General features: G+C 68.4%; 19 protein-coding genes and 1 tRNA gene. 17 read left to right on the top strand and 3 right to left on the bottom strand.

Annotation, left to right across the window (positions count from 1 at the left end; genetic code table 11):
- Positions 1–190 precede the first annotated feature (190 nt).
- From ACFSOX_RS22900 to ACFSOX_RS22835, 14 genes are all read left to right on the top strand, one after another.
- Positions 191–266, top strand: a tRNA-Thr gene (locus tag ACFSOX_RS22900).
- A gap of 198 nt (positions 267–464) precedes the next feature.
- The gene (locus tag ACFSOX_RS22895) at positions 465–1,709 is read left to right on the top strand and encodes a tyrosine-type recombinase/integrase (RefSeq protein ID WP_378480144.1); all 1,245 of its coding nucleotides are present in this window, start codon (positions 465–467) and stop codon (positions 1,707–1,709) included.
- A 6-nt stretch (positions 1,710–1,715) separates the two neighbouring features.
- Positions 1,716–2,540: a hypothetical protein gene (locus ACFSOX_RS22890; RefSeq protein WP_378480143.1), complete on the top strand. Its 825-nt coding sequence runs from the start codon at positions 1,716–1,718 to the stop codon at positions 2,538–2,540.
- A 151-nt stretch (positions 2,541–2,691) separates the two neighbouring features.
- Positions 2,692–2,937, top strand: coding sequence for a helix-turn-helix domain-containing protein (locus ACFSOX_RS22885; protein WP_378480142.1), 246 nt, complete (start codon positions 2,692–2,694; stop codon positions 2,935–2,937).
- A gap of 56 nt (positions 2,938–2,993) precedes the next feature.
- Positions 2,994–3,341, top strand: coding sequence for a hypothetical protein (locus tag ACFSOX_RS22880; RefSeq protein ID WP_378480141.1), 348 nt, complete (start codon positions 2,994–2,996; stop codon positions 3,339–3,341).
- Positions 3,342–3,493: 152 nt separating this feature from the next.
- Positions 3,494–4,801, top strand: a complete 1,308-nt coding sequence (locus ACFSOX_RS22875; RefSeq protein WP_378480140.1) for an AAA family ATPase — start codon at positions 3,494–3,496, stop codon at positions 4,799–4,801.
- A 97-nt stretch (positions 4,802–4,898) separates the two neighbouring features.
- A complete protein-coding gene (locus ACFSOX_RS22870; RefSeq protein WP_378480139.1) occupies positions 4,899–5,396 on the top strand; it encodes a hypothetical protein in 498 nt (165 codons plus the stop codon).
- Positions 5,397–5,514: 118 nt separating this feature from the next.
- Positions 5,515–6,999: an MT-A70 family methyltransferase gene (locus tag ACFSOX_RS22865; RefSeq protein ID WP_378480138.1), complete on the top strand. Its 1,485-nt coding sequence runs from the start codon at positions 5,515–5,517 to the stop codon at positions 6,997–6,999.
- 105 nt (positions 7,000–7,104) lie between these two features.
- A complete protein-coding gene (locus ACFSOX_RS22860; RefSeq protein ID WP_378480137.1) occupies positions 7,105–7,464 on the top strand; it encodes a hypothetical protein in 360 nt (119 codons plus the stop codon).
- Between the two features lie 66 nt (positions 7,465–7,530).
- Complete coding sequence (locus ACFSOX_RS22855; RefSeq protein WP_378480136.1) at positions 7,531–8,793, top strand: hypothetical protein; 1,263 nt, start codon at positions 7,531–7,533, stop codon at positions 8,791–8,793.
- A gap of 86 nt (positions 8,794–8,879) precedes the next feature.
- Complete coding sequence (locus tag ACFSOX_RS22850; RefSeq protein WP_378480135.1) at positions 8,880–9,200, top strand: hypothetical protein; 321 nt, start codon at positions 8,880–8,882, stop codon at positions 9,198–9,200.
- A 597-nt stretch (positions 9,201–9,797) separates the two neighbouring features.
- Positions 9,798–10,268, top strand: coding sequence for a hypothetical protein (locus tag ACFSOX_RS22845; protein WP_378480134.1), 471 nt, complete (start codon positions 9,798–9,800; stop codon positions 10,266–10,268).
- The gene (locus tag ACFSOX_RS22840; protein WP_378480133.1) at positions 10,255–10,740 is read left to right on the top strand and encodes a hypothetical protein; all 486 of its coding nucleotides are present in this window, start codon (positions 10,255–10,257) and stop codon (positions 10,738–10,740) included. Before ACFSOX_RS22845 ends, ACFSOX_RS22840 begins: the two co-directional genes overlap by 14 nt.
- A 1-nt stretch (position 10,741) precedes the next feature.
- A complete protein-coding gene (locus ACFSOX_RS22835) occupies positions 10,742–12,772 on the top strand; it encodes a phage tail tape measure protein (RefSeq protein WP_378480132.1) in 2,031 nt (676 codons plus the stop codon).
- Positions 12,773–13,233: 461 nt separating this feature from the next.
- Here the strand turns inward: ACFSOX_RS22835 and ACFSOX_RS22830 are convergent, their stop codons facing one another.
- The 3 genes from ACFSOX_RS22830 to ACFSOX_RS22820 form a co-directional block, all read right to left on the bottom strand.
- Complete coding sequence (locus ACFSOX_RS22830; protein ID WP_378480131.1) at positions 13,234–13,578, bottom strand: hypothetical protein; 345 nt, start codon at positions 13,576–13,578, stop codon at positions 13,234–13,236.
- 1,017 nt (positions 13,579–14,595) lie between these two features.
- Positions 14,596–15,057, bottom strand: a complete 462-nt coding sequence (locus ACFSOX_RS22825; protein WP_378480130.1) for a MaoC family dehydratase — start codon at positions 15,055–15,057, stop codon at positions 14,596–14,598.
- A 113-nt stretch (positions 15,058–15,170) separates the two neighbouring features.
- On the bottom strand, positions 15,171–16,151 hold the full coding sequence (locus ACFSOX_RS22820) for a Bug family tripartite tricarboxylate transporter substrate binding protein (RefSeq protein ID WP_378480129.1): 981 nt from the start codon (positions 16,149–16,151) through the stop codon (positions 15,171–15,173).
- Positions 16,152–16,353: 202 nt separating this feature from the next.
- On the opposite strand from ACFSOX_RS22820, the gene ACFSOX_RS22815 reads away from it, so the two are divergent.
- The 3 genes from ACFSOX_RS22815 (at position 16,354) to ACFSOX_RS22805 (ending at position 20,056) form a co-directional block, all read left to right on the top strand.
- Positions 16,354–17,778 carry an aldehyde dehydrogenase family protein gene (locus ACFSOX_RS22815; protein WP_378480128.1) on the top strand — a complete coding sequence of 475 codons (1,425 nt, stop codon included), beginning with the start codon at positions 16,354–16,356 and terminating at the stop codon, positions 17,776–17,778.
- 314 nt (positions 17,779–18,092) lie between these two features.
- Positions 18,093–19,001 (top strand): DNA-methyltransferase, encoded by a 909-nt coding sequence (locus tag ACFSOX_RS22810; protein ID WP_378480127.1) that lies wholly within the window; start codon positions 18,093–18,095, stop codon positions 18,999–19,001.
- A gap of 11 nt (positions 19,002–19,012) precedes the next feature.
- Complete coding sequence (locus ACFSOX_RS22805) at positions 19,013–20,056, top strand: hypothetical protein (RefSeq protein ID WP_378480126.1); 1,044 nt, start codon at positions 19,013–19,015, stop codon at positions 20,054–20,056.
- The last annotated feature ends 97 nt before the right edge of the window (positions 20,057–20,153 follow it).

The following is a 20,153-nucleotide window of genomic DNA, read 5'->3' as shown; positions in this document are numbered from 1 at the left end:
ATCCCGAATACTGCGCCCAGATCCTCGGACATCGGACGCGTTAACCTGGATTCGGTGCCCTGGGAGCGGTTCCCGGCGGCGCCGGCCGGCGCGGCCGGAGAGGTTCACATTCTGCGCCGTGGAACGCCGCTGCCCCGCCGGCCGCCTCCCTTGCCAAGTCGGCCGCAGCCCAGTATCAGGGAGCCGCGTCGCCGCAATAGCTCAGCTGGTAGAGCACATCATTCGTAATGATGGGGTCGGGGGTTCGAATCCCTCTTGCGGCACCAGAATACGGTTCGCAGAAATCCGCGTTCGTTCGCCTCAGTCCTCCTAACCATTGATTTCCGCAGGCTTCTTCATACATATTCCCTCGTGACGGTTCGTCGCTGTCCGCGGGCATCCGGCCATTCTGTTGGTAATCGCGTTGGTAGAACCCGAGACACGAGGCGAGCCGCCGAGGCTGCTACCAACAGCGGACGCCGGCTATGCCTACCCTAACCGATGCCACGATCCGGGCCGCGAAGCCCGGCACGAAGCCCTACAAGCTCTCCGATGGCGAGGGCCTGCACCTTCTCGTCACGCCCGGCGGAGCGCGGCTGTGGCGTCTCGCCTACCGATGGCAGGGGAAGCAGAAGCTCCTCTCCCTTGGCGCCTACAACACCGCGGGGTCGCGGACGGTCCAAGTGCCGCTCGCCGCGGCGCGCGAGCGCCGGGCCGAAGCTCGCAGGATGCTCGCCAACGGGATCGACCCGTCCGCGACCCGGAAGGCGGAGAAATTGGCCGCGGAGTCCGCCGCCCGGACGTTCCGGTCTGTCGGGGACGAATGGTTCGCCCGGAAGGTGGTCGCCGAGGGGAAGGCAGACCGGACCCGGACAAAGACCGCGTGGCTGCTCCGGGTTCTGTGCGACCGCATCGGTAGCCGGCCAATCGGCGAGATCGAGGCCCCGGAGCTTCTGACGGTCCTTCGCCGGTTCGAAGCAGCCGAGCAGTACGAGAGCGCCCGGCGCGCCCGGTCGGTGGCGTCGCGCGTGTTCCGGTTCGGGATCGCCGCCGGTTACTGCGCCCGGGATCCTGCCGCCGATCTCGTTGGCGCCCTCACGGCGCCGAGTGTGACGCACCGGCCAGCCATCATCGAACCGGCCGCAGTCGGGCAGCTCATGCGGGCGATCCATGGCTATCACGGGAACCCTGTCACGCGGCTTGGGCTTCTCTTCCTCTCCTACACATTCGCCCGGCCCGGCGAGGTCCGGTTTTCCGAATGGACAGAGATCGACGCCACCACGGCCGTCTGGGAAATCCCGGCCAGCAAGGCGAAGATGCGCCGGCCGCATCGGGTGCCGCTGAGTCGGCAGGCGCTCGCGGTCCTGGATGAGCTGCGCCGGCTCACGGGCGGCGGACAGTACCTCTTCCCGTCCCCGACCACGCCCAAGCGGCCGATCTCCGAGAACACGCTGCTCGCCGCCCTGCTCCGGCTCGGATACGAGCGGCACGAGATCAGCGCGCACGGAATGAGGTCCACGGCGAGCACTCTGCTCAACGAGTCCCGCCTCTTCGCCTCGGACGCGGTCGAGCGGCAGTTGGCCCACGTCCACAAAGACCCGGTCCGCGGCGTCTATGACAGGTCGGCGCACTGGCTGGAGCGCGTCCGCATGATGCAATGGTGGGGCGACGAACTGGATCGACTTCGCGACCTTGGGCGCATCCTGCCGCTCGCCCGCACGGCCGGCTGAGCCGCCATGTCCGACCCTCCCCGCCTCTCCGGGATCCAGGAAGTCGCTCGCGGCCGACCGGGGTGCGGCAGGTACGCGACCGGCCCCCTTGACGAGTGGCTGGCAGGCAGGTTCCCGGACGCGGACGGGGCGCTGGTCCGCAAGGCCGTCGCCGAGATCGACGATGCGGTCCGCGCCGTGCTTCTCGCGCGGCGTGGCGTGACCGTCCGGCGCGATCGGTCGCTCACTCCGGCGAAGGTCGCCGCCGGTCGGGCAATGTGGCGCGAGGCCATCGCACGGGCGAACGAGAGGCGTGGGCTCGCACCGACTCCGACGCCGGCCGACCGGCCGGAGCCCTTGGCAGTCGTCTACACAGCCACGTCGCGACCGGCGAAGCCGGCCGAAGCCCTCCGGCGGATCCGTGATGCGATCGAGAAGTGCGACAGGTATCTGTTCTTGAAGGCGTGGCAGGAAGCGCCGCGCGACGCGGTCGAAATGCTTCATGAAGCGGGGCTGCCTGCGGCCCTCGATGCGTCCGCGCTGAACGAGGACCGTCTGCCGCGGCCTGAGATCGTCGCCCTGCATGTCGATCGCGCGATCGCGCTCGCCGGATCGCGCCGAAAGCCGCCGTCATGGCGGCGAGACGCTGCCGTCCGGACCATCGTCGAGGAACACGACCGTCTTGGTGGTCGGCCGACCGTGAGGGACCGTGCCACCTTCCTCCTGGCGGTCGAGCAGTTCTACGCCGCGCATGGTGCCGACGATCTTGGTTTCGCGGCTGTCGTCCGGGCGAAGGCGGTGCGCACCCGACTCCTCGGCGCCCCGGGCTCGCGAAAAAGCCGGGATATTTAGGTCGCGCTCGTCGACCATCGGCCGCACTCGGCAAAATACCGGGATAATTAGGTCGCAGTGATTGTAGACACCGCGCCCGCGGTGCTCATTATTCATATCCGGTTGTAACGCGACGCCGCGCCATGCGGCTGTCCTTACCGGAGCAAATCAGATGAGCAACACCGCCCCGAACGCCGCGACCGCCGCGAAGGCGCCCGCGCGCCCGACCGTCACGGACGACCATCTGCGCCCCCTGCTCTTGCGCGAGGCCGAGGCCGCGAAGCTCTTGGGCTGCGGCCGGTCGCTGGTGTGGAAGCTGGCCCGCGAGGGCGCGATCACCAAGGTGAACCTCCGTGGCGCCGCGCGCTTCACGCGCGAGAGCGTGGAGAAGGTCGCCCGCGAGGGCGCGCCCCGCTGAGTCGCCCGCCCGCCCCAGCGGGCGCGGCACCGTCAAATCACATCGGAGACCCGAAAATGACGCACCACAACGTGGCGGACACGCCCACCGAGTTCAGCAACGCGCTTGGATGCATGCTCGTGATGCTGGTTGCCCGCCTCGACTCCGCGCTGTCGGCCGATCTGGTCGCCGACGTGCTCGGCGAGGCGCGCAAGGTGGCGGCCGCTCGCCCCGAGAGCGTCGCGGACGTGTTCGTGCAGTCGCGGGTCGCGGCTGCTCTGACGAAGGCGACGGACGAGTTCGGGGCGAAGGATGCGGTGCTCGCGCTCGCGCGAGAGTTCTTGATCGACGACACCGACGAGGACGACGACACCGACGAGGACGCCGACTCCGCGCTCGCCGCCGAGGCGGTCGCGCCCGTCTGATCAAATGGAAAGGCCGGCGCGGTGGACGAGGCCGCGCCGGCCAGAAGCGAAGCGAAAGGAGTCGCGTGGATGCGACGAAGAAATAACAAGTCGCCCTGCGTCACGCAAGAGGTCGCTGCCCGCTTCGGCCCTCAGATTGTGGACGACCGGCGATGAGCGCGACCCCGCTCCCGTTCATGATCCTCAGCGACGACTCCGCCGTCACACCGAAGCAGTGGCTTGTCCCCGACTGGTTCGGGGCGGGCGACGTGGCCGTGCTGGTCGGTGCTCCGGGTGCCGGAAAGTCGACCCTCGCCGCGTCACTCGCTGCCGCCGTTGCCGACGGTCGGCCGTGGTTCGGTCGCCCCGTGGAGTCGGGCGCCGTCCTCTGGCTCGCTCTCGAAAGGGCCGGCGACTCGGCGCGGAACCTGAAGGTCGCGACGACGGCCGACGGTGCCAGCCGCGTGGCCATTGTGGATCACAGCGTCAATTTGGCCAGCCGCAGCGACGCCGACCGTGTGGTCGACGCGGCCCGTCGGCTGTCCGAGCAGTCGGGGCACCGAGTCCGTCTGATCGTCCTGGACAACCTCTCGCTCGCCGCCAGCGGCGCCGACGAGAACGCTGCGAGCGCCATGACGCCGTTGATGGCGAACGCCGGCCGGATCGCCGCGGCGAGCGGGGCGACCGTCGTGCTGATCCACCACGCCCGCCGCAACGGCGGTGTCCGCGGGTCGAATGCGATCGAAGGACGGGCCGACTCCGTCGTGAGCGTTAGCGGGGACGCAAAGAAGATCGCCCGGGTGGTGAAGGCGAACGCTGCCTGTGTCGGGCAGGCAATCGAGTTCGTGATCGTCCCCGTGACGTTCGGTCGGGGCGGTCACGCTCTGGTGGCGAAGCCGATCGACGAGATGCGCGGCGCCGCGCGGGCCATGAAGGCCCGCGCGCTGATCGAAGAACTCGCGACCGATGGTCGGGTCAATCGGCGGCTGGTCCTGAGAGTCGGCCGCGAGCGTGGGGTCTTCACGGAGGCATCGGACTCCGAACAGCTCCGACAGGCTCTTGTGCTCCTGAAGGCCCAAGGCGTTCTCGACTACGACGCCAACGAGATTGTCCTGTCCAACCCCAATGGTCCAACGCCCCCCTCTACAAGAGGGGGGGGCGAGTTTTGGACCAATTCCATGGGGGTCGAAAAGTCCAAAAGCAGGTCCAAAACTACCCCAATTGGACCCGATTGGACTTTTGGACCCCAAAACATCAACCCGTCGCCTGTCCCGTCTGTCCCCGTGGTCGATGCCGTCCCCGATGGCGACCCGCGGAGTCTGTTCGTGGAGGTCGGCGCGCCTTCGGGCGCGCCCTACACCAAGCGAGAGCCGGTCATCCTCGACATGAACGGCCACGACCGGATGCCCGGCAAGGACGACTCCGACGCCGCTAAATGGGCTGCGATCGTTAATCGGGTGAGGTCCAACTATGAGCAGTGAGTCCCTCCGAGCGATCGCCGTCGTTCACGAGTCGCCGGTCGCGCGAGTCCGGGCGATCCTGAGAAGCGCGAAGGGACTCGCCGGTCGGCGGCTCACGGTGGTCGCCCAGAACGTCGACGAGGCGAAGCTGCTCGACTCCCGGATCCCCGACTTCCGTGAGATCGCCGCGCTTCGCGGTAGCCTGCACGACGCCTGTAGCGCGACGTTGTCGCCCGACGACGCTGCCGCCGCTCTCGCCGACTTTCTCCGCCTGATCGGCGCCGAGCCGACCGAAGGCAATGAGCGCTACATCGGCGTCCTGGTCGGCATGCTGACCGGCCGAGACGCGGTCGATGATCTCGATCTCGCGGACCCCGTGATGGTCTCGCCGGCTGCGCTCGCCATCGCGCTCCGGAAGTTGCTCCGGACTGAGAGGCGGCGCCCGCCGCCGGCCGTGGTCATCGACGCCTGCCGACTCGCTGCGATCGAGCTGGATCGTCTCGCCGACCGACTCGTCGCTCTCTCGGACCTTCGGGACGACGTGGATGCGATCCTCGATCGGCCCTCGCCCTACACGGCGATACCGTCCGACGCCGACGACGACTGCCCGTTCTGACCCGGAGCCGCACCATGCGCACCGCCCTCGTCCGCCGCCCGCCGTCCGGCGCCCGCGACCGATCTCGATGCCCGGCCGCGCGAGGCGGTCGGGCAGGTGACGCGAAGCGAGGAAAGCAATGACGAGCGAGATGAACAACGGCGCGCCGATGTGGGGGCGGACCTGGACCGAGACCGAGCCTGAGCGGATGCGGCTTCTGGGACACGAAATCGCGAATGTTCTGCCGATGCTGGAATACGGCGAGGTTGCCGAGTTGGAGTCCGACATCAAGCGAAACGGGCTGATCGAGCCCGTGGTGGTGTTCGAAGATCGGATTCTCGACGGCCGCAATCGCCAACGGGCGTGCCGAACGGCTGGCGTGACGTGCCGCTACGTGGAGTTCACGGGCACGCATGCCGAGGCGGTGACGTACGTGGTCAGCCGCAACCTGACTCGACGCCATCTGACCGTCAGTCAGAGGGCGATGTTCGCGGCGAAGCTGGCGACGCTCCGGGATGGTCAGCGTCAGGTCGGCAATTTTGCCGACGTGCCGACTCAGGCGCAAGCGGCGACGCTCGCGAATGTGTCGGAACGGACCGTCCGCACCGCCCGCGAGGTCGTGACCGATGGCACCCCGGCGCTTGTTGAGGCCGTCCAACGGGGCGAGGTTGTCGTGTCCGTCGCCGCCGAAGTGGCGAAGCTGCCGGCCGGCGAGCAGGTCGAGATCGTGGCGCGCGGTCCTGATGAAATTCTCGCCGAAGCGAAGCGCATCCGCGCCGAGCGACTCGCCACCTCCCGAAACCAGCGGCTCGCCGCCGTCGCGGCGAAGGCGAAGAACAACCCCGACTTCATGCTCGGCGAGCGTTACAGCGTCATCTATGCGGACCCGCCCTGGTACTACACCGGCGGCTCGCCCGGCGACGCGCGGCGGATCGACAGCCACTATCCCGTCATGTCGATCGACGAGATTTGCGAACTGCCGGTCGATCGCCTCGCGGCCGACGACGCGCTGCTTCTACTGTGGTGCACTGCGCCGCTGCTTCCTGAGGCGTTGCGCGTGCTTACGAGCTGGGGTTTCGAGTATCGCACTCATGCGGTTTGGGACAAGCAGGTCGCCGGCACCGGCCACTGGTTCCGTGGAGCGCACGAGCTGGTGCTCGTCGGGGTGCGCGGCAACTTCCCGGCCCCGCTCCCGGGCACGCAGCCGCCCAGCGTGCATCGTGAGCAGAAGACGGTTCACAGCCGAAAGCCGTCGTTCGTGCACGAGTTCGTCGAACGGCTCTGGCCGGACCTTCCGCGTGTTGAACTCTTCGCCCGCGGCCCCGCGCGGCCGGGGTGGTCCGTCTGGGGCAATGAGGTCGAGGTGATCGCCGAGGCCGCGAGGAACGACCTCGACGACGAGATCGGCCCGGACGAGCAGGACGATCCCGGCGAGCAGGCCGACTCCGACGATCAAGTCGAGATCGGGAGCGACGCCGACGAGGCCGCTCGCGCCGGCGTCTGGGATAACATGAGCGGTGTCGAGCGCCTTATGGCCCTCCGTCGCCTCTACGATGCGACTCCGCCCGAGGAGCGTTGGCGGCACGGCGACAGTCAGACCGAGTCCGGTGTCGCGCCGGAGTAGCGGGAAGTGATCAGGTCCGCCGCCCTGGTCGAGCCCCCCGACGATGCCGGTGCGGTGCCGCTGGCGCGGCCGTCTGTGCGTCTGGATGGCGTGGGCGGGGCTGACGTGCCCGAGAGCGAAGCCATCACCAGCGCGGCCCGGAGCCCCGCCACGGCGGTGCCGATCGGGGCGCCTCGCGGACGAGGGAAGCGGCTGCCGAGCACGCTGGCGCGGCTGGCCACCCGTGATCGGCTCGTGCGCCAGTGGCGCGACGCCTTCCTGTCCGACGCTTCGGCCCTTGCCGCCGCCGAGACGATCGCCCGCGAGCTGACACGCTACCGCGCCGCCGCTTGGACGCGCGAGAGAACCGCCGACGAGTGCCCGCAGAGGCATCGCGGTCGGCCGGCGGAGCTGGCGTGGTGCGTCCTGAAGGTCTGCGACCGCGACCTGTCGGCGCGGCACATCCGCCGCATCATCGCGACCTGATCACTTCGCGGTTTTCATGGCCAACGGTCGCCGCCATTCTGGCGATCAGCACAGGAGGCAAAATCAATGGATGATCGTGAAGTCGAGGATGTGCTGAAGCGTCTCCCGCCGAGGGCCGCCGAGGCGTTCCGGTCGCTCGCCGAGCAGGCGCAAGAGCGCTGGGGGGCCGTCGACGCCCTCAACCGTAAATTCCGCGAGACGATCGACGAGCGCGATAAATTAAGCCGTGCGCGCTCCTATCAGATCGCCGATCGCGAGAAGGCGCGCGACCACGCCGCCGTCGCCGAGCTTCGGCGCGAGGTCGACGTGATTGCGAAGCGTGCCGCCGGCATCGCCGAGCAGCGTGACAGGGCGACCGAGCGCTGGCAGGAGGTCGCCGGTCTCGTGCGCAGGCTCGCCGATTTCGTGCTCGAAGCCCCGCGCGGTAAGGGCTTTCGCGACCTCGCGATCGAGGCGCCGACGATCCCGAACTCCGATCTGCATGGAGCCCTCGAAGGCCGCCGCCGCCGCCTTCGTGAGTTGGTCGCCGACGCGCACCGTGTGAGATCGGCGCCGCGTCCGAGCGCCGCCGCCCGCGAGCTGATCCGGCGAGAGATCGACCGGATCGCCGAGCGCGGCAGGCCGGACGTGACCCACGCGGTCGAGGTCGGCGGTGGCGAGTTGGCGAATGTGGTCGAGTTCGCGAGGAACAGGAACACCGGCGAGGTCGACGTGGTCGCGCTGCTCGCGTGGGTCTGCAAGGACCAGCTTCTCGCCGCACTGGACCGCGAGGTCGCCGAGATCAGCGACGACGCCGCCGCCCTGTCCGACGCCGAGCGCGCCGAAGCGCTCGCGACGATCGAGCGTGATCAGCTCGCGGTCGAGCGCGAAGAGGAAGCCATCGCCCGCCAGATCGAGCAGACCGGCAGCAGTGTCAGGCGCCGGGTCGACGCTGACGTGAGAGCCGTGCTGATGGTCGAAGAGGTCGACGTGAAGGTCGCGGCCGATCCGCCGAGGCCGGCGCAGATCACCGGCTGGGAGCCGCCGCCCCGTCATCACCCGGCCATGGGGCTCGACGCGGTCGACCGGAACCGCGCCGCCGCCGCGGGCATCGCCGCCGCCCGGGGTGACGCCGGTGGGCTGGTCGGGGCCGGCGGTGGTGTCGAGGCCGCCGCCGTGCTCGGCACGAGGCCCGCTCCGGCGCTCCACGCTGGTTCTGATCACGTCGGCGCGCACGGCCCGGCCGGCTTCGGCGACGAGGTGCAGGGGGGCGTGCCCGACGTCGACGACGGCATCCGCGACGAGGCGGCCCGCTACAAGGGGAAGTCGAAGCGTTCCGGCCGTGGCTGACGGCCGCGCGCGGCTGATGCCGTGCGGCGGTCGGGCGGGAGTTGAGCGGCCCGCCCGACCGCGATCACAACAGAGAGGTTCTACACATGACCGCTGACCACCACGCCCGCCTCGCCGCGCTCCGGCAGAAGTACATGGACGCGAGGCTCCGGGGCGACGCTGCCGAGGTCGCCCGCCTGGATACCGAGCTGGCCGCCGCCGAGGCCGCACTCGGCATCGTGGACGGCACCGCGGCTGCCGCGCCGTCCTCGATCTGGGGACCGATCGTGGAGGAGGCGAACACCCGCCGCTGCGGCGCCCGCCGGCCCGAGCCCGAGCCCGCCGAGCCGAGCAGCGCGGCCACGGCCAGCACGGCCGACATCTGGTCGGAAGCCCGCGACCGCGCTGCGGCCCGCCGGGGTCTGTGATCATGTCCGCCCTGCCTACGATCTCCGGCGGGGCAATCGAACAGGCGGCGCCGTCGGCTTCCGGCGCTCGCCTTGTGCCGCCCATCCCACACCGTGCCTCGAACCGGTGGGGCGGCGCGGCGGCCGGGGGTCGGTCTGCTCGCCCCCGGCCGCCTCTTCGACTTCGAAGCAGCACACCACGATCGCCGAGCAGGTGCGCCAGCATGCCGGCGACACCACGGACAGCCCGGCGAGGCACACCCCAGCTCGCCCCCTCTCTCCCGCCTCAGCCCAGCTCACAGATCCCGAACGGGGTCTCTCAGCTCGGAGGGGGAACGGGACGGCACGGCGCCCGCACCGCCATGGTTCTGCCGAGGTCGCAGGCGCGCCCCCGCGCGCCGGGCAGCAACACGAGGCAGCATCGCGAAGTGCGAGCAGACGGGCGCGGGAAGGGCTTGGTGTGGCATGGGGGGGCACACTAGGGACCGTAAGGACACACTCTGAGCCGCCCGGCCGCCGCAGCCCGGCTTTTGAGCATATTCGAGGCCCGAAAACTTCAGGTTCCGTTGCGGGGATGCAATGAAACAGCCCAGAAAACCGAAGTCCAAGCCCCTCGTGATGACCGCAACCAGCCTTGGCAGCCTGCTCGGCATCACGCGGCAGGCAGTCAGCAAGCTCGCCGCCGAGGGGATCATCGCCCGGCTGCCGGATGGCCGCTTCGACGCGACCGACGCGGTGCCGCGCTACGTCCGTCATCTGAAGAGGCCCGGAGCCAAGGCGAGCGTGTCGGCCGTGAACGCCGAGCTTCGCGACGCGCAAGTCCGCCTCGCGCGGCTCAAAGTTGCGCAATTCGAAGGCCGGTTCATGGAACGGTCCGACCATGAAGAATTCTGCACGGAGATCGCCGGCCATTTCATCGCCGGACTCCATGAGCTGCCCGCCGCGATCGGCGGTCGCGATCTCGCCCTCAGGCGGAAGGTCGACGAGGCGGTCTACCGACTTCGCGAACGCATGAGCCAAGAATTTGAGAAGCGCGCCGCCGAGCAGGCGGCCCGGGAGATGCGAGGGGAAGCCGATGCCGGAACCTGATCACTACCGCGAGCACCGCGCCGCCCTGTGGGACGCCGTCGCGCGCGCCTTCCGCCGGCTGGCCGACGAGATGCGTGAAGAGCGGGAGCGGCTCGACGCCGCGCCGCCGGTCGATCGCTTGTTCGCGCTCCACATGCCGCCGGCCGAACACGCCGTCGTCATCAGCATCACGATCGGCGACGACGTGAGCCGCACCGCGGCGATCGCCTCGCCGAGCACGATGGATGGGTTGTTCTGGGTCGCCGTCCTACATCACGACCCGCACGGCCACGCTCTCGCCGGGAACGAGACGCCGGTGCCATGGTCGGCCGTTGCAGCCGAGATCGAGCGGCTGGCCGAATGCCCGTTAGAATGGGCGAGGGCCGAGTGGACGGTGTTGGCGCACCCGCCCATGAAGTCGAATGTTTGGACCCGCGGCTTGGTCGATGCGCACCGCGTCGGCGCCGCCGAAGTGATCAGAAGGGGGCTCTAGCATGGCCGCACGTTCTGCCGAAATCGTCATCAAGCTGGTGGACCAAGCGTCCGGCCCGGCGAAGAACATTGCTGCCGCGCTCCGGGGTGTCCAGGCCGCCGCGAAGGGCGTCAACGGAACCCTGGTCGGCCGGCGTGGGCTCGGCGCCGCTGCCGCGCGCGACGGCGGTCTGATGCCGATCGCTCCGAACATGCGCATGCTGCTCGGTGGGGTCGGCGGGTACGCGCTGGGCAGGCAAGCCACGAGGGGCTTCAAAGAGTACGCGGACACGGACCGGATGTGGTCGCGCATCGCCACCACGGCCGAAGCGTCTGCCGAGAAGGTCGCCGAGGCCCGCCGTCAGGTGATCGCGCTCGCCGGTCAGTACGGGATCGCTCAGGCTGATGCGACCAAGGGGTTCGAGGCTCTGATCGCTCAGGGCATGAGCCTGACCGACGCTGTCGCCCTGATGCGGCCGATCGTGGCGACGGCGCAAGCGTCGGGCGCGACCACGGAGGACGTGGCGAAGTCTGCCGGCGCCATGGCGAGCAATCTGAAGATTTCAGCTCGTGAGATGCAGATCGCCTTCGACCGCATGGCGTATGCCGGCAAGGCGGGCCAGTTCGAGTTGCGAGACATGGCCGCCTTCATCCCGTCGCTCGCCGCGGCGTGGAACAATGCGGGCCAGACCGGCGTCGACAGCCTGAGCGACCTCTTCTCTACGCTTCAGATCGTCAGGAAGCAGACTGGAAACAGTGAGCAGGCGTTCAACGGTGTGCGCGATCTGCTCGCGAAGGTCTTTTCGAAGGACGTGCAGAAGAATTTCAGGGAAGCCGGCGTCGATCTCGAAGAGGGCTTGAAGAAAGGCCAGAAGGAAGGCCGGAACCTGTTCGACGTGATCGCCGAGCTGACCGAGAAGGCGACGAAGGGCGACCTGTCTCAGCTTCCCAAGTTCTTTGGCGAGATCGACAGCCGGAACGCGGTCTCTGCGATCATTCGGTATCGTCAGGAGCGCCAGAAGCTCCGGGAGGACATCCGCACGAAGGCGCTGGGCACCGTCGATCGCGACGTGATCACGTTCACGAACGATGCCGCGGCGTCAATCCAACGCCTCTCCGATAGCTGGTCGGCAGCATGGGCCAGCATGGGGCGCGCGGCGGACGCTGCGGGCGTGTCGACCATGCTGGGGCGGATCACGGACCGGCTCAATGCGGTCTCCGACGCGCTCAACAAGGTCGCGACCCCGGAGGGGCGGGCCGCGGCCGATCGTGACCTCTGGCGCCAGCATGCGGAGCAGACTGCGGAGCACCGCGCCCGCGCGGCGGAAGAGAACGCGCGCCGGATCGAGGAACGCCTCGCCGCCGCCGAACGTGAGCAGAAGGCGGGCCGCCCGTTCGCGAAGTGGACGGCCGACAGGCTCCGGGGCCAGCTCGAAACCGCTCGCCTGGAACGGGAGCGTGCCCGGCTCGATCTAGAGGCGCTGCGGCTTCAACAGCATGTGCCGGTGATCACGAAGGAAGACGAGGCGCTACAAGCCCGGCGTGCCGAGCTGGAACGCCGCCGCTCTCGGGTGCCGGGGCTCACTGATCCCAAGATCGGGCGCGCCACGCCGCTGCCGCCGACTGTGCCGCCCATGGGGTTCGATGACAGCGCGCCGGCCGGGGCTCCGGGCCGCTCTGGTGTCCGTCCGGCCGCACCCTTCACGGGCACGACGCCGGCCGCCGCGCCCCGCCCTGGTGTGGTCCCCGCCGTCCCGATCGAGAAGGTGAGAGAGCTTGGGGCGGCGGCGGATGACGCCGGCCGGAAGCTCGATCGGGTCGGGGCGAAGACGGTGGCGCCGACGATCAGCCTCGCCGGGATCGAAGAGGCAAACCGCCAGCTCGCCGAGTTCGAAGCCCGCATGAACAGGCTGTCGGGCATGCGCGCCTCGCCCGTGGTGGCGCCGCGGATCGCGCCGGCCCCGGCGGCTGCGGCTGGTGGCGGCGGCGCCAAGCCGGCGGCAGGATCGAGGACCGCGTGGAACTCGCTCAGCGATTACCCGCGACGGGTCTGATCACGTCGTCGCGGCCGATCTCAGGGCGCCCCGTGAGGGGCGCCTTTTTTTGTGCGCGCGGGTCGGACATGCGCCGCCCGTCGCTGGCGTCCGGGTTCGTGGTGTGCATTCTGGTCCGCGGCGGTGGCGTGGCCACCATGCGCGCGAAACCCACGACCGGCGCGCCGCGTCGCCGCCGCCCCCTTCTGGACAGCATCCCCCGCCGCCACCATATTCGGCCACGCGGCCCGCCTCGCGGTTGTCGACTGCGGATGAACCAGCGGCGACCTGCGACGGCGGCCCCGCATCCCGCCCCCAGGCCGCTGCGGCGGCCCTGGTGAGCTTCCCGCCTCTTCCGGCTATCGCCCCAGCTCCGGCGCCCTCGGCGCGTCCACGGCGCCCTCTGCGTCTTCCTGTCAGAACGAGAAGAGCCGCCCCGAAGGGCGGCCCCGCGTGCGTGCTGGTCGAGCTGGTCGACCTGATCAGGAAGTCGGGAGCAACCGAGCAACGTCCTGACGGATCACGCTCGCGATCTCGGCGAAGGTGGGGTCGGCCGACGGCGCGACGATGACGGTTTGCGCGAGGTCCGCGAGCGCATGGAGCTTGGTCGCCAGCTCGGCGAGCGACTGTGCGGGCTCCCGCAAGAGGGCTTCGCGGGCCGCGTTGTTCGCTTCGACCAGAGGATCAAACACGCTGTCGGGGGCGTGCCGTGATGCCTCGATCGCGCCTTCGGTGGCGCGGAAGGTCGCGAGCGCCGCGGCGAAGGTCGAGGCGGTGCCGGTGGCGGCGGTCGGGGTCGTGGTGGTAGTGGTGGTCGTGGCGGTCATGTCTGGTTTCCTCTTCCGGAGCTGTGGCCGTCAGCCCGTCCAGGTGTTGACGCGCCTGGACGGGCGCTTTGCCGGCGGTGGCCACTGGTCGCCGGCCCCACAATGCTACGCCCGATCGCCCATGTTCTCCAAATCGCCCGCCCCGCCGCTGCGGCCGCCGCTGGTGAGTTCTGCGGCTTGGCTCGTGGGTGAGGGCGGTGCGCCCGAAGGCGTCTCAGCGGCCCCGCTGGCGGCTTCTCGCGAGGGCGGGGTGGGGTTGCATCGCGGCCCGACCGGCGCGATCATTTGACCATTGTGGCCCGGCAAGGCGGGGTCTGGTCGGGCGCGGCGTAGCAAGGCAAGGTGTGGCGCGGCTGGTTCTGGTCAGGTGAGGTCGGGCGCGGCGCGGTGCGGCAGTCACGGCATGGCATGGTATCGAGGGGGTCGGCGCAAGTCGGCCCCTCTCTCGTTTCAGGGCGTGCCGCCCCCGCCCGCCGGCTGGTCGCCCTCGCGGGGGATGATCCCGATCGGCAGCATGGTCTGAGGGTCGAGCCGCCGGCACTCGCTCGCCGGCCCCTGACTGCCGAACTGGCGATCCCGCCACCGTTGCTCGACTTCCTTTTGCTGATGCCACGCGAGTTTCCGTTCCTCGCGCATCCCTCGTGGCACCCGTCGCCTACGTCTTCCGGGCATCGTGCCTCCCGTGGTTCGTGCGGCCCTCGATCGCCCGCCGCTGGCGCGCCGTCAACGGCCGTCGCCCTGCTCGGGTCGGGGCTGGTGAGGGGCTGCCGGGCGGGGCGCGCCCTGGCATATTCACCCGCATGGCGGGCGTAACGATCCGTCGCCGAGGGAAGCGAACTGTTGGTAGGGGTGCAGGTACCGTGTTGGTATCTCTGAAATCTCACCATATTTTCAATGAGTTAGGTGGCAAGTTCTGATCCCTCTTGCGGCACCAGCCTTTTCCTCAGTTGAATCAAGTCGATCGATGCTCGCCCGGCGCCGTGCCGGGGGGACGCGGGGCGTCTCGGGCGCGGGCTGTCAGGTCTGCGCCGCGGCGGTCGTCCGGGCCCGCACCTGGCCGAGGGCCATGTAGGTCATCACCGGCTCGTCGCGCTGGTTGAGGACGGTGACCCGGGTCTTGATGGTGCCGCGGTCCGGCTTGGAGGCGGAGCGGGTCACCGAGACGATCTCGCGGACGGTGCGCAGCGTGTCACCGGGGCGCACCACCTGCCTCCAGCGCAGCTCGTCGATGCCGATGCCGACGATCGGCGAATCGCCGTGCCCGCCGGCCTCGACGAACAGCCGCATCGACAGCGCGGCGATCTGCCAGCCGCTGGCGATGAGGCCGCCGAACGGCCCGGCTTGCGCGGCCGCCTTGTCGACATGGATCGGCTGCGGATCGTTCGCCGTCGCATAGGCGACGATCTCGTCCTCGCCGAGCACGACGGGCGCGCTGTGCCAGATCTCGCCCTCGTGGAAGTCCTCGAGATAACGCGGCATCGGTCCTCCGCCGGCTCCATGAATGCGCGCCCGGCGCCGGCCGACGGTCGCCCGCGCACCGGCGCGAGCGCCTGACCGCGGTCTGTTTCACGCGCGCGCCCGCGAGCGAGAGGTCACATCGAGATGTTCGCCTCCTTCACGACCGGTCCCCATTTCTCGAGCTCGGCCGTGATGAAGGTCTTCAGCTCGGCCGGTGTGCCGCCGACCGCCTGCATGCTGAGCTGGGCCAGCGCCTCCTGGCCCTTCGGGCTCTTCAGGAAGGCGTTGGTCGCGGCGTTGAGCTTGTCGACGACGTCGGACGGCGTGCCGGTCGGCGCCGCGAGCGCGTACCACGCCGTCGCCTCGAAGCCGGGCACGCCCGCCTCCTGCACGGTCTTCACGTCCGGCAGGTCGGGGGCGCGCTGCGACGTCGTGACGGCGAGCGCGCGGATGCGACCGTCGCGCACCAGCGGCACGTAGGACGGCATGAAGTCCATGGCGAGATCGACCTGATCGCCGAGCAGATCGTTCACCACCGGCGCGGTGCCGCGATACGGCACGCTCGCCATCTTCACGCCGAGCGCCTGCTGCAGCAGCACCGAGGTGATGTGCCCGAGCGTCCCGTTGCCCGGCACGCCGACATTCAGCTTGCCGGGATGGGCGCCCGCATAGGCCTTCAGCTCGGCGAGATCCTTGACGGGCAGGCCGAGCCGCGCCGCGACGATGAGGGGCGACTTGGCGATCAGCACGACCGGCGCGAAGGCGCGCTCCGGATCGAACCCCAGGCTCTTGTACATCAGCTTGTTGTTGGCGAGCGGCCCGGGCGTGCCGAACATGATCGTGTAGCCGTCGGGCGGCGCCTTGGCCACGAAGGTCGCGGCGATGTTGCCGCCGGCGCCGGCGCGGTTGTCGACGACGACCTGCTGGCCGAGCCGCTCGCCGAGATCCTGGGCGAGCGCGCGCGCCAAGAGGTCCGTGCCGCCGCCGGCCGCGAACGGCATGACGAGCGTCACGGGCCGCGACGGCCAGGTCTCGGCCCGCAGGATCGCGGGCTTCGCGACCAGACTCGCCGCCGCGATGGCGAGCACACGGCGTCGTGTGATGCGACGGCTCATGGCGTCCTCCCGGGCCGGGCGGCGGTGCCGCGGCGGCATTGTTTTGAGAGGAGCTTAGACGAGCGGACCGACGCCGCCGCGCCTTTGTGCCGCCGTTCCACATCGCGGAATGCGGGGAATCGCGGGTCGGCCGGCGCTGCGCTTCGGCTAGCGTCGCCGGCGAGACCACGACGGCCGCGGGGCGGCGCGACGGACGGAAGCGATGGACACCTCCAAGATTTACATCGAGGGACGCTGGGTGGAGCCGGCCGGCACGGCGCGGCTCGGCATCGTCGACCCGGCGACCGAGGAGATGTTCGCGGAGATCCGGCTCGGCACGGCCGAGGACGTGAATTGGGCCGCGGCGGCGGCACGGCGCGCCTTCGCGATCTCTTCCGAAACGCCGGTCGCCGAGCGCCTCGGCTGGCTCGAACGAATCATCGCGGGCTTCAGATCACGTCTGGGCGACCTCGCCCTGATGATGACGCGCGAGATGGGCGCGCCCATCACGTTCGCGACCGAGCGACAGGCGACCGTCGCGCTCTATCATTTCGAGGAGGCGGCGCGCGTGCTGGCGCAGTACCGCTTCGAGGAGCCGATGGGCGCCGGGATCGTGCGGCGCGAGCCGATCGGCGTCTGCGGCCTGATCACGCCGTGGAACTGGCCGCTCAATCAGGTCGCCTCGAAGCTCGCCCCGGCGCTCGCCGCCGGCTGCACCGTCGTGCTGAAGCCGAGCGAGATCGCGCCGCTCAGCGCCATGATGCTGGCCGAGATCGTCGATGCGGCCGGCGTGCCGGCCGGCGTGCTCAATCTGGTCAACGGCGACGGGCCGACGGTCGGCGAGGCGATCGCGGCGCATCCCGAGATCGACATGGTGTCGTTCACGGGCTCGACCGCGGCCGGCATCAGGGTCGCCAAGCTCGCCGCCGACACGGTCAAGCGCGTCGCCCAGGAGCTCGGCGGTAAGTCGGCCAACATCATCCTGGACGACGCCGATCTCGACGCCGCCGTGACGGCCGGCGTCCATGCCTGCAACACCAACGGCGGGCAGAACTGCCAATCGCCGACCCGCATGCTGATCCCGCGGGGGGGCCGCGAGGCCGCCTTCGCGGCGGCGCACCGCGCGATCGCGACGATCCGGCTCGGCGATCCGCGGGACGAGGCGACCACCATGGGGCCGCTGGCGAGCCGCGCCCAGTTCGACAAGGTGCAGGAGCTGATCCGGTCCGGCCTCGACGAGGGCGCGACCCTGGTCGCCGGCGGTCCCGGCCGTCCCGCGGATCTGAATCGCGGCTTCTACGTGCGCCCGACCGTGTTCGGCGACGTGACGCCCGCCATGCGCATCGCGTGGGAGGAGATCTTCGGTCCCGTGCTGTCGATCATGAGCTACGACGGCGAGGACGAGGCGATCGCCATCGCCAACGACACGCCGTTCGGGCTCGCCGGCTTCGTGCAGTCGCGCGACGCCGCGCGGGCACGCCGGGTCGCCGAGCGCATCCGGGCGGGGCGCGTCTACCTCAACGGCGCCGCCTTCGACCGCAGCCTGCCGTTCGGCGGCTACAAGCAGTCCGGCAACGGCCGCGAGTTCGGCGTGTTCGGCTTCGAGGAGTATCTCGAGGTGAAGGCGATCCTCGGCGCGACGGGGTGACGGCGCGCGGCGCCGCCGACCGGGTGGTGCCGTCGTCCGCACATCCGCTCCGGACATTGGCTCCCGGGCGCGACCGTCGTAGACAGGCCCCGCGCCGCGACGTCCGCGGCCGGGACGGGAGATTCGCAACGTCACGCTCGCCGCGGATTTGCGAGTGGCCGAGTCGACGTGTGTATGCTTCGCCTTGACGCAGGAACACTTCATGAACAAAATGGTTTCGGCGAGTCAGCGTACCGAGGGGCGCGGCGTGTGGGCTGGGCCTTGACCTTCCAGTCCCCAAGACTCATGGTCCGCCGAAATCAAGTGGGGCTAAAGTGACAGAGACAGCCGTCGAACAATTCACGGAACACCAGAGGAAACGCGGGAAACGCGTTTCGGTTGTCAGCCCACTCGACGCGCCCTTCTTCGAGACCGAGCGTGGTTCCTTGATCCTGGGTGATTGTTTGCAGACGCTGAAATCGCTGCCGGCGAACAGTGTCGATCTTTTCGTCACATCTCCGCCATACGACGGACAACCAAAATATGGAAACGGAGAGAAATATGAGAGAGATTGGTATCGGGATTTCTTTATGGCAGTGAGCGCCGAAATCCTGCGCACTTTGAAGCCGCACGGAAGCTTCGTCTTGAACTATCGCTCGAAACGGAGGGGCGCAGAACGCGGGGTGCTTCAGTACGAGATGATCTTTTGGCTCCGAGAGCAAGGATTTCTCTTCTGCGAGGACTTCATTTGGGGAAAACCTTCTCCCCCACCCGGAAAGTTCAATCGCTTCCTGAAAGATGCAGTCGAGTACTGCTTCCAATTTTCAAAAACGAACGACTGGCAGTTTTTTCCAGAAAATTGCCTTTCGCCTGCACGATGGGACGCAAAGGATCGCGAGCGACGGAAAAAGCTCGCTCATAACTACGTCAGAGCAAATGCGCCGTCTGGGCAAGGACGCAAGCGAGTGCAGGCCGGCCCGGATATGGTTCGACCGTCCACTCTACTTCATCTCGAACCGGAGTTCAGCCCTAATCCGGTCAAGCACCCCGCTCGGTTTCCTGTCGAGCTACCCTCGTTCTTTATCAAACTTTTGACGCAACCTGGACAACTCGTTGTGGATCCATTCGGCGGAACAGGAACGACGGGCCTTGCTGCCGAGCGACTCGACCGCCGGTGGCTCCTGGTGGAAATCGATCCGACATACGCTTCGATCGTTCCGACCCGTTTCGAGAACGGGCGCTGAGTCGACATCAAGTGCCGCAAAGCGAACACATCATAGAACTTGTCCAAGCTGTTTCGAGCGCCGATTCTTGGAATAAACGAGTTGCGCTTGTTCGTAAGATTCCCGAAGCTTTCGGACGAGCGCAACAGCCGAACGTGTACGGAGCGATCGCGAAGTCCGTGTACGTCCACGACCTCGCTCCGGACTTTGCTTACGTCCACTGGCGTGAAGAGTACGGCCTCGAACGGATCGAAACAGCTTACGGCAAAGCGTTCGAATATACAAAAGGGTTCCAGAATACAAATCCGGCCGCTTTGACCGTGGCGCTCTCGGAGGCGCCCGAGTCAGTTTTGGTATTTCGGCTCCTGCTCGGCCTTACCGTGCAAGAACTCGCCGCCGCGACCGTCATGACGGCAGAACTTTGCGAGATGGCGGCGGCGAGTGTGAACGCCATCAAAAATATGGAAGCGGGACGCTTTGCCCAGCGGAAAACGGTCGAAGTGCTCTCGAGCACCATCGACGCAGCCATGCGTAACGAGCTTTTCGCCACGCCCTCCGGATCGGTGAAGAGCAAGCTGGAGAAGCCGGACACGATCGGTGGGTGGGATACGGTTCGGAACTTTGCGACCGATAATGTCCCATTTCCGGTATTCCTTCATCAGCGACATTACGGTGGTGCATTTCGCCAGCTTCTCGACGCGACATCGGGAAAGCGCGGAGACATTCTGGAAGACGCCGTCGAGGAGTTGTTCCGTAATGAATCGATCCTTTATGTCAAAACCGGATCTGACAAACAGGAAGCGATTGAACGCGATTTCGGCTTGTCCGTGAAACCTGCGCCAGACTTCGTGGTCTACGACGCCAACCAGTCGCTTCGGGCGATCCTCGAATGCAAGCAAGCGAACGACGGAGAACCGCCCGCGACAAGGCTGCACGCTTCGATGCGCTTCGCGCGGAAGGTGCGCGCCTCGGCGGAATCCCAGTGTTTGCAGTGTTGGCAGGTCTCGGCTGGCGCCGCACCAAAGATGCGCTCGGACCGGTTGTTCGACATACGGATGGACGCGTCTTCACGTTGAAGACACTTCCCTCGATGCTGACTGTCGATCCGTTTCCGCAGCTTAGACCGGTTTTCGCTCACGTTGGTGCATAGCCTGCGTGTCGGATGAAATTTCT

It is taken from the genome of Rhodoplanes azumiensis (genome assembly GCF_042682915.1).
Classification (GTDB): domain Bacteria; phylum Pseudomonadota; class Alphaproteobacteria; order Rhizobiales; family Xanthobacteraceae; genus Rhodoplanes; species Rhodoplanes azumiensis.
The sequence above is the reverse complement of the archived record's forward strand: the minus strand, read 5'-3'. Positions and strand labels throughout refer to the sequence as shown.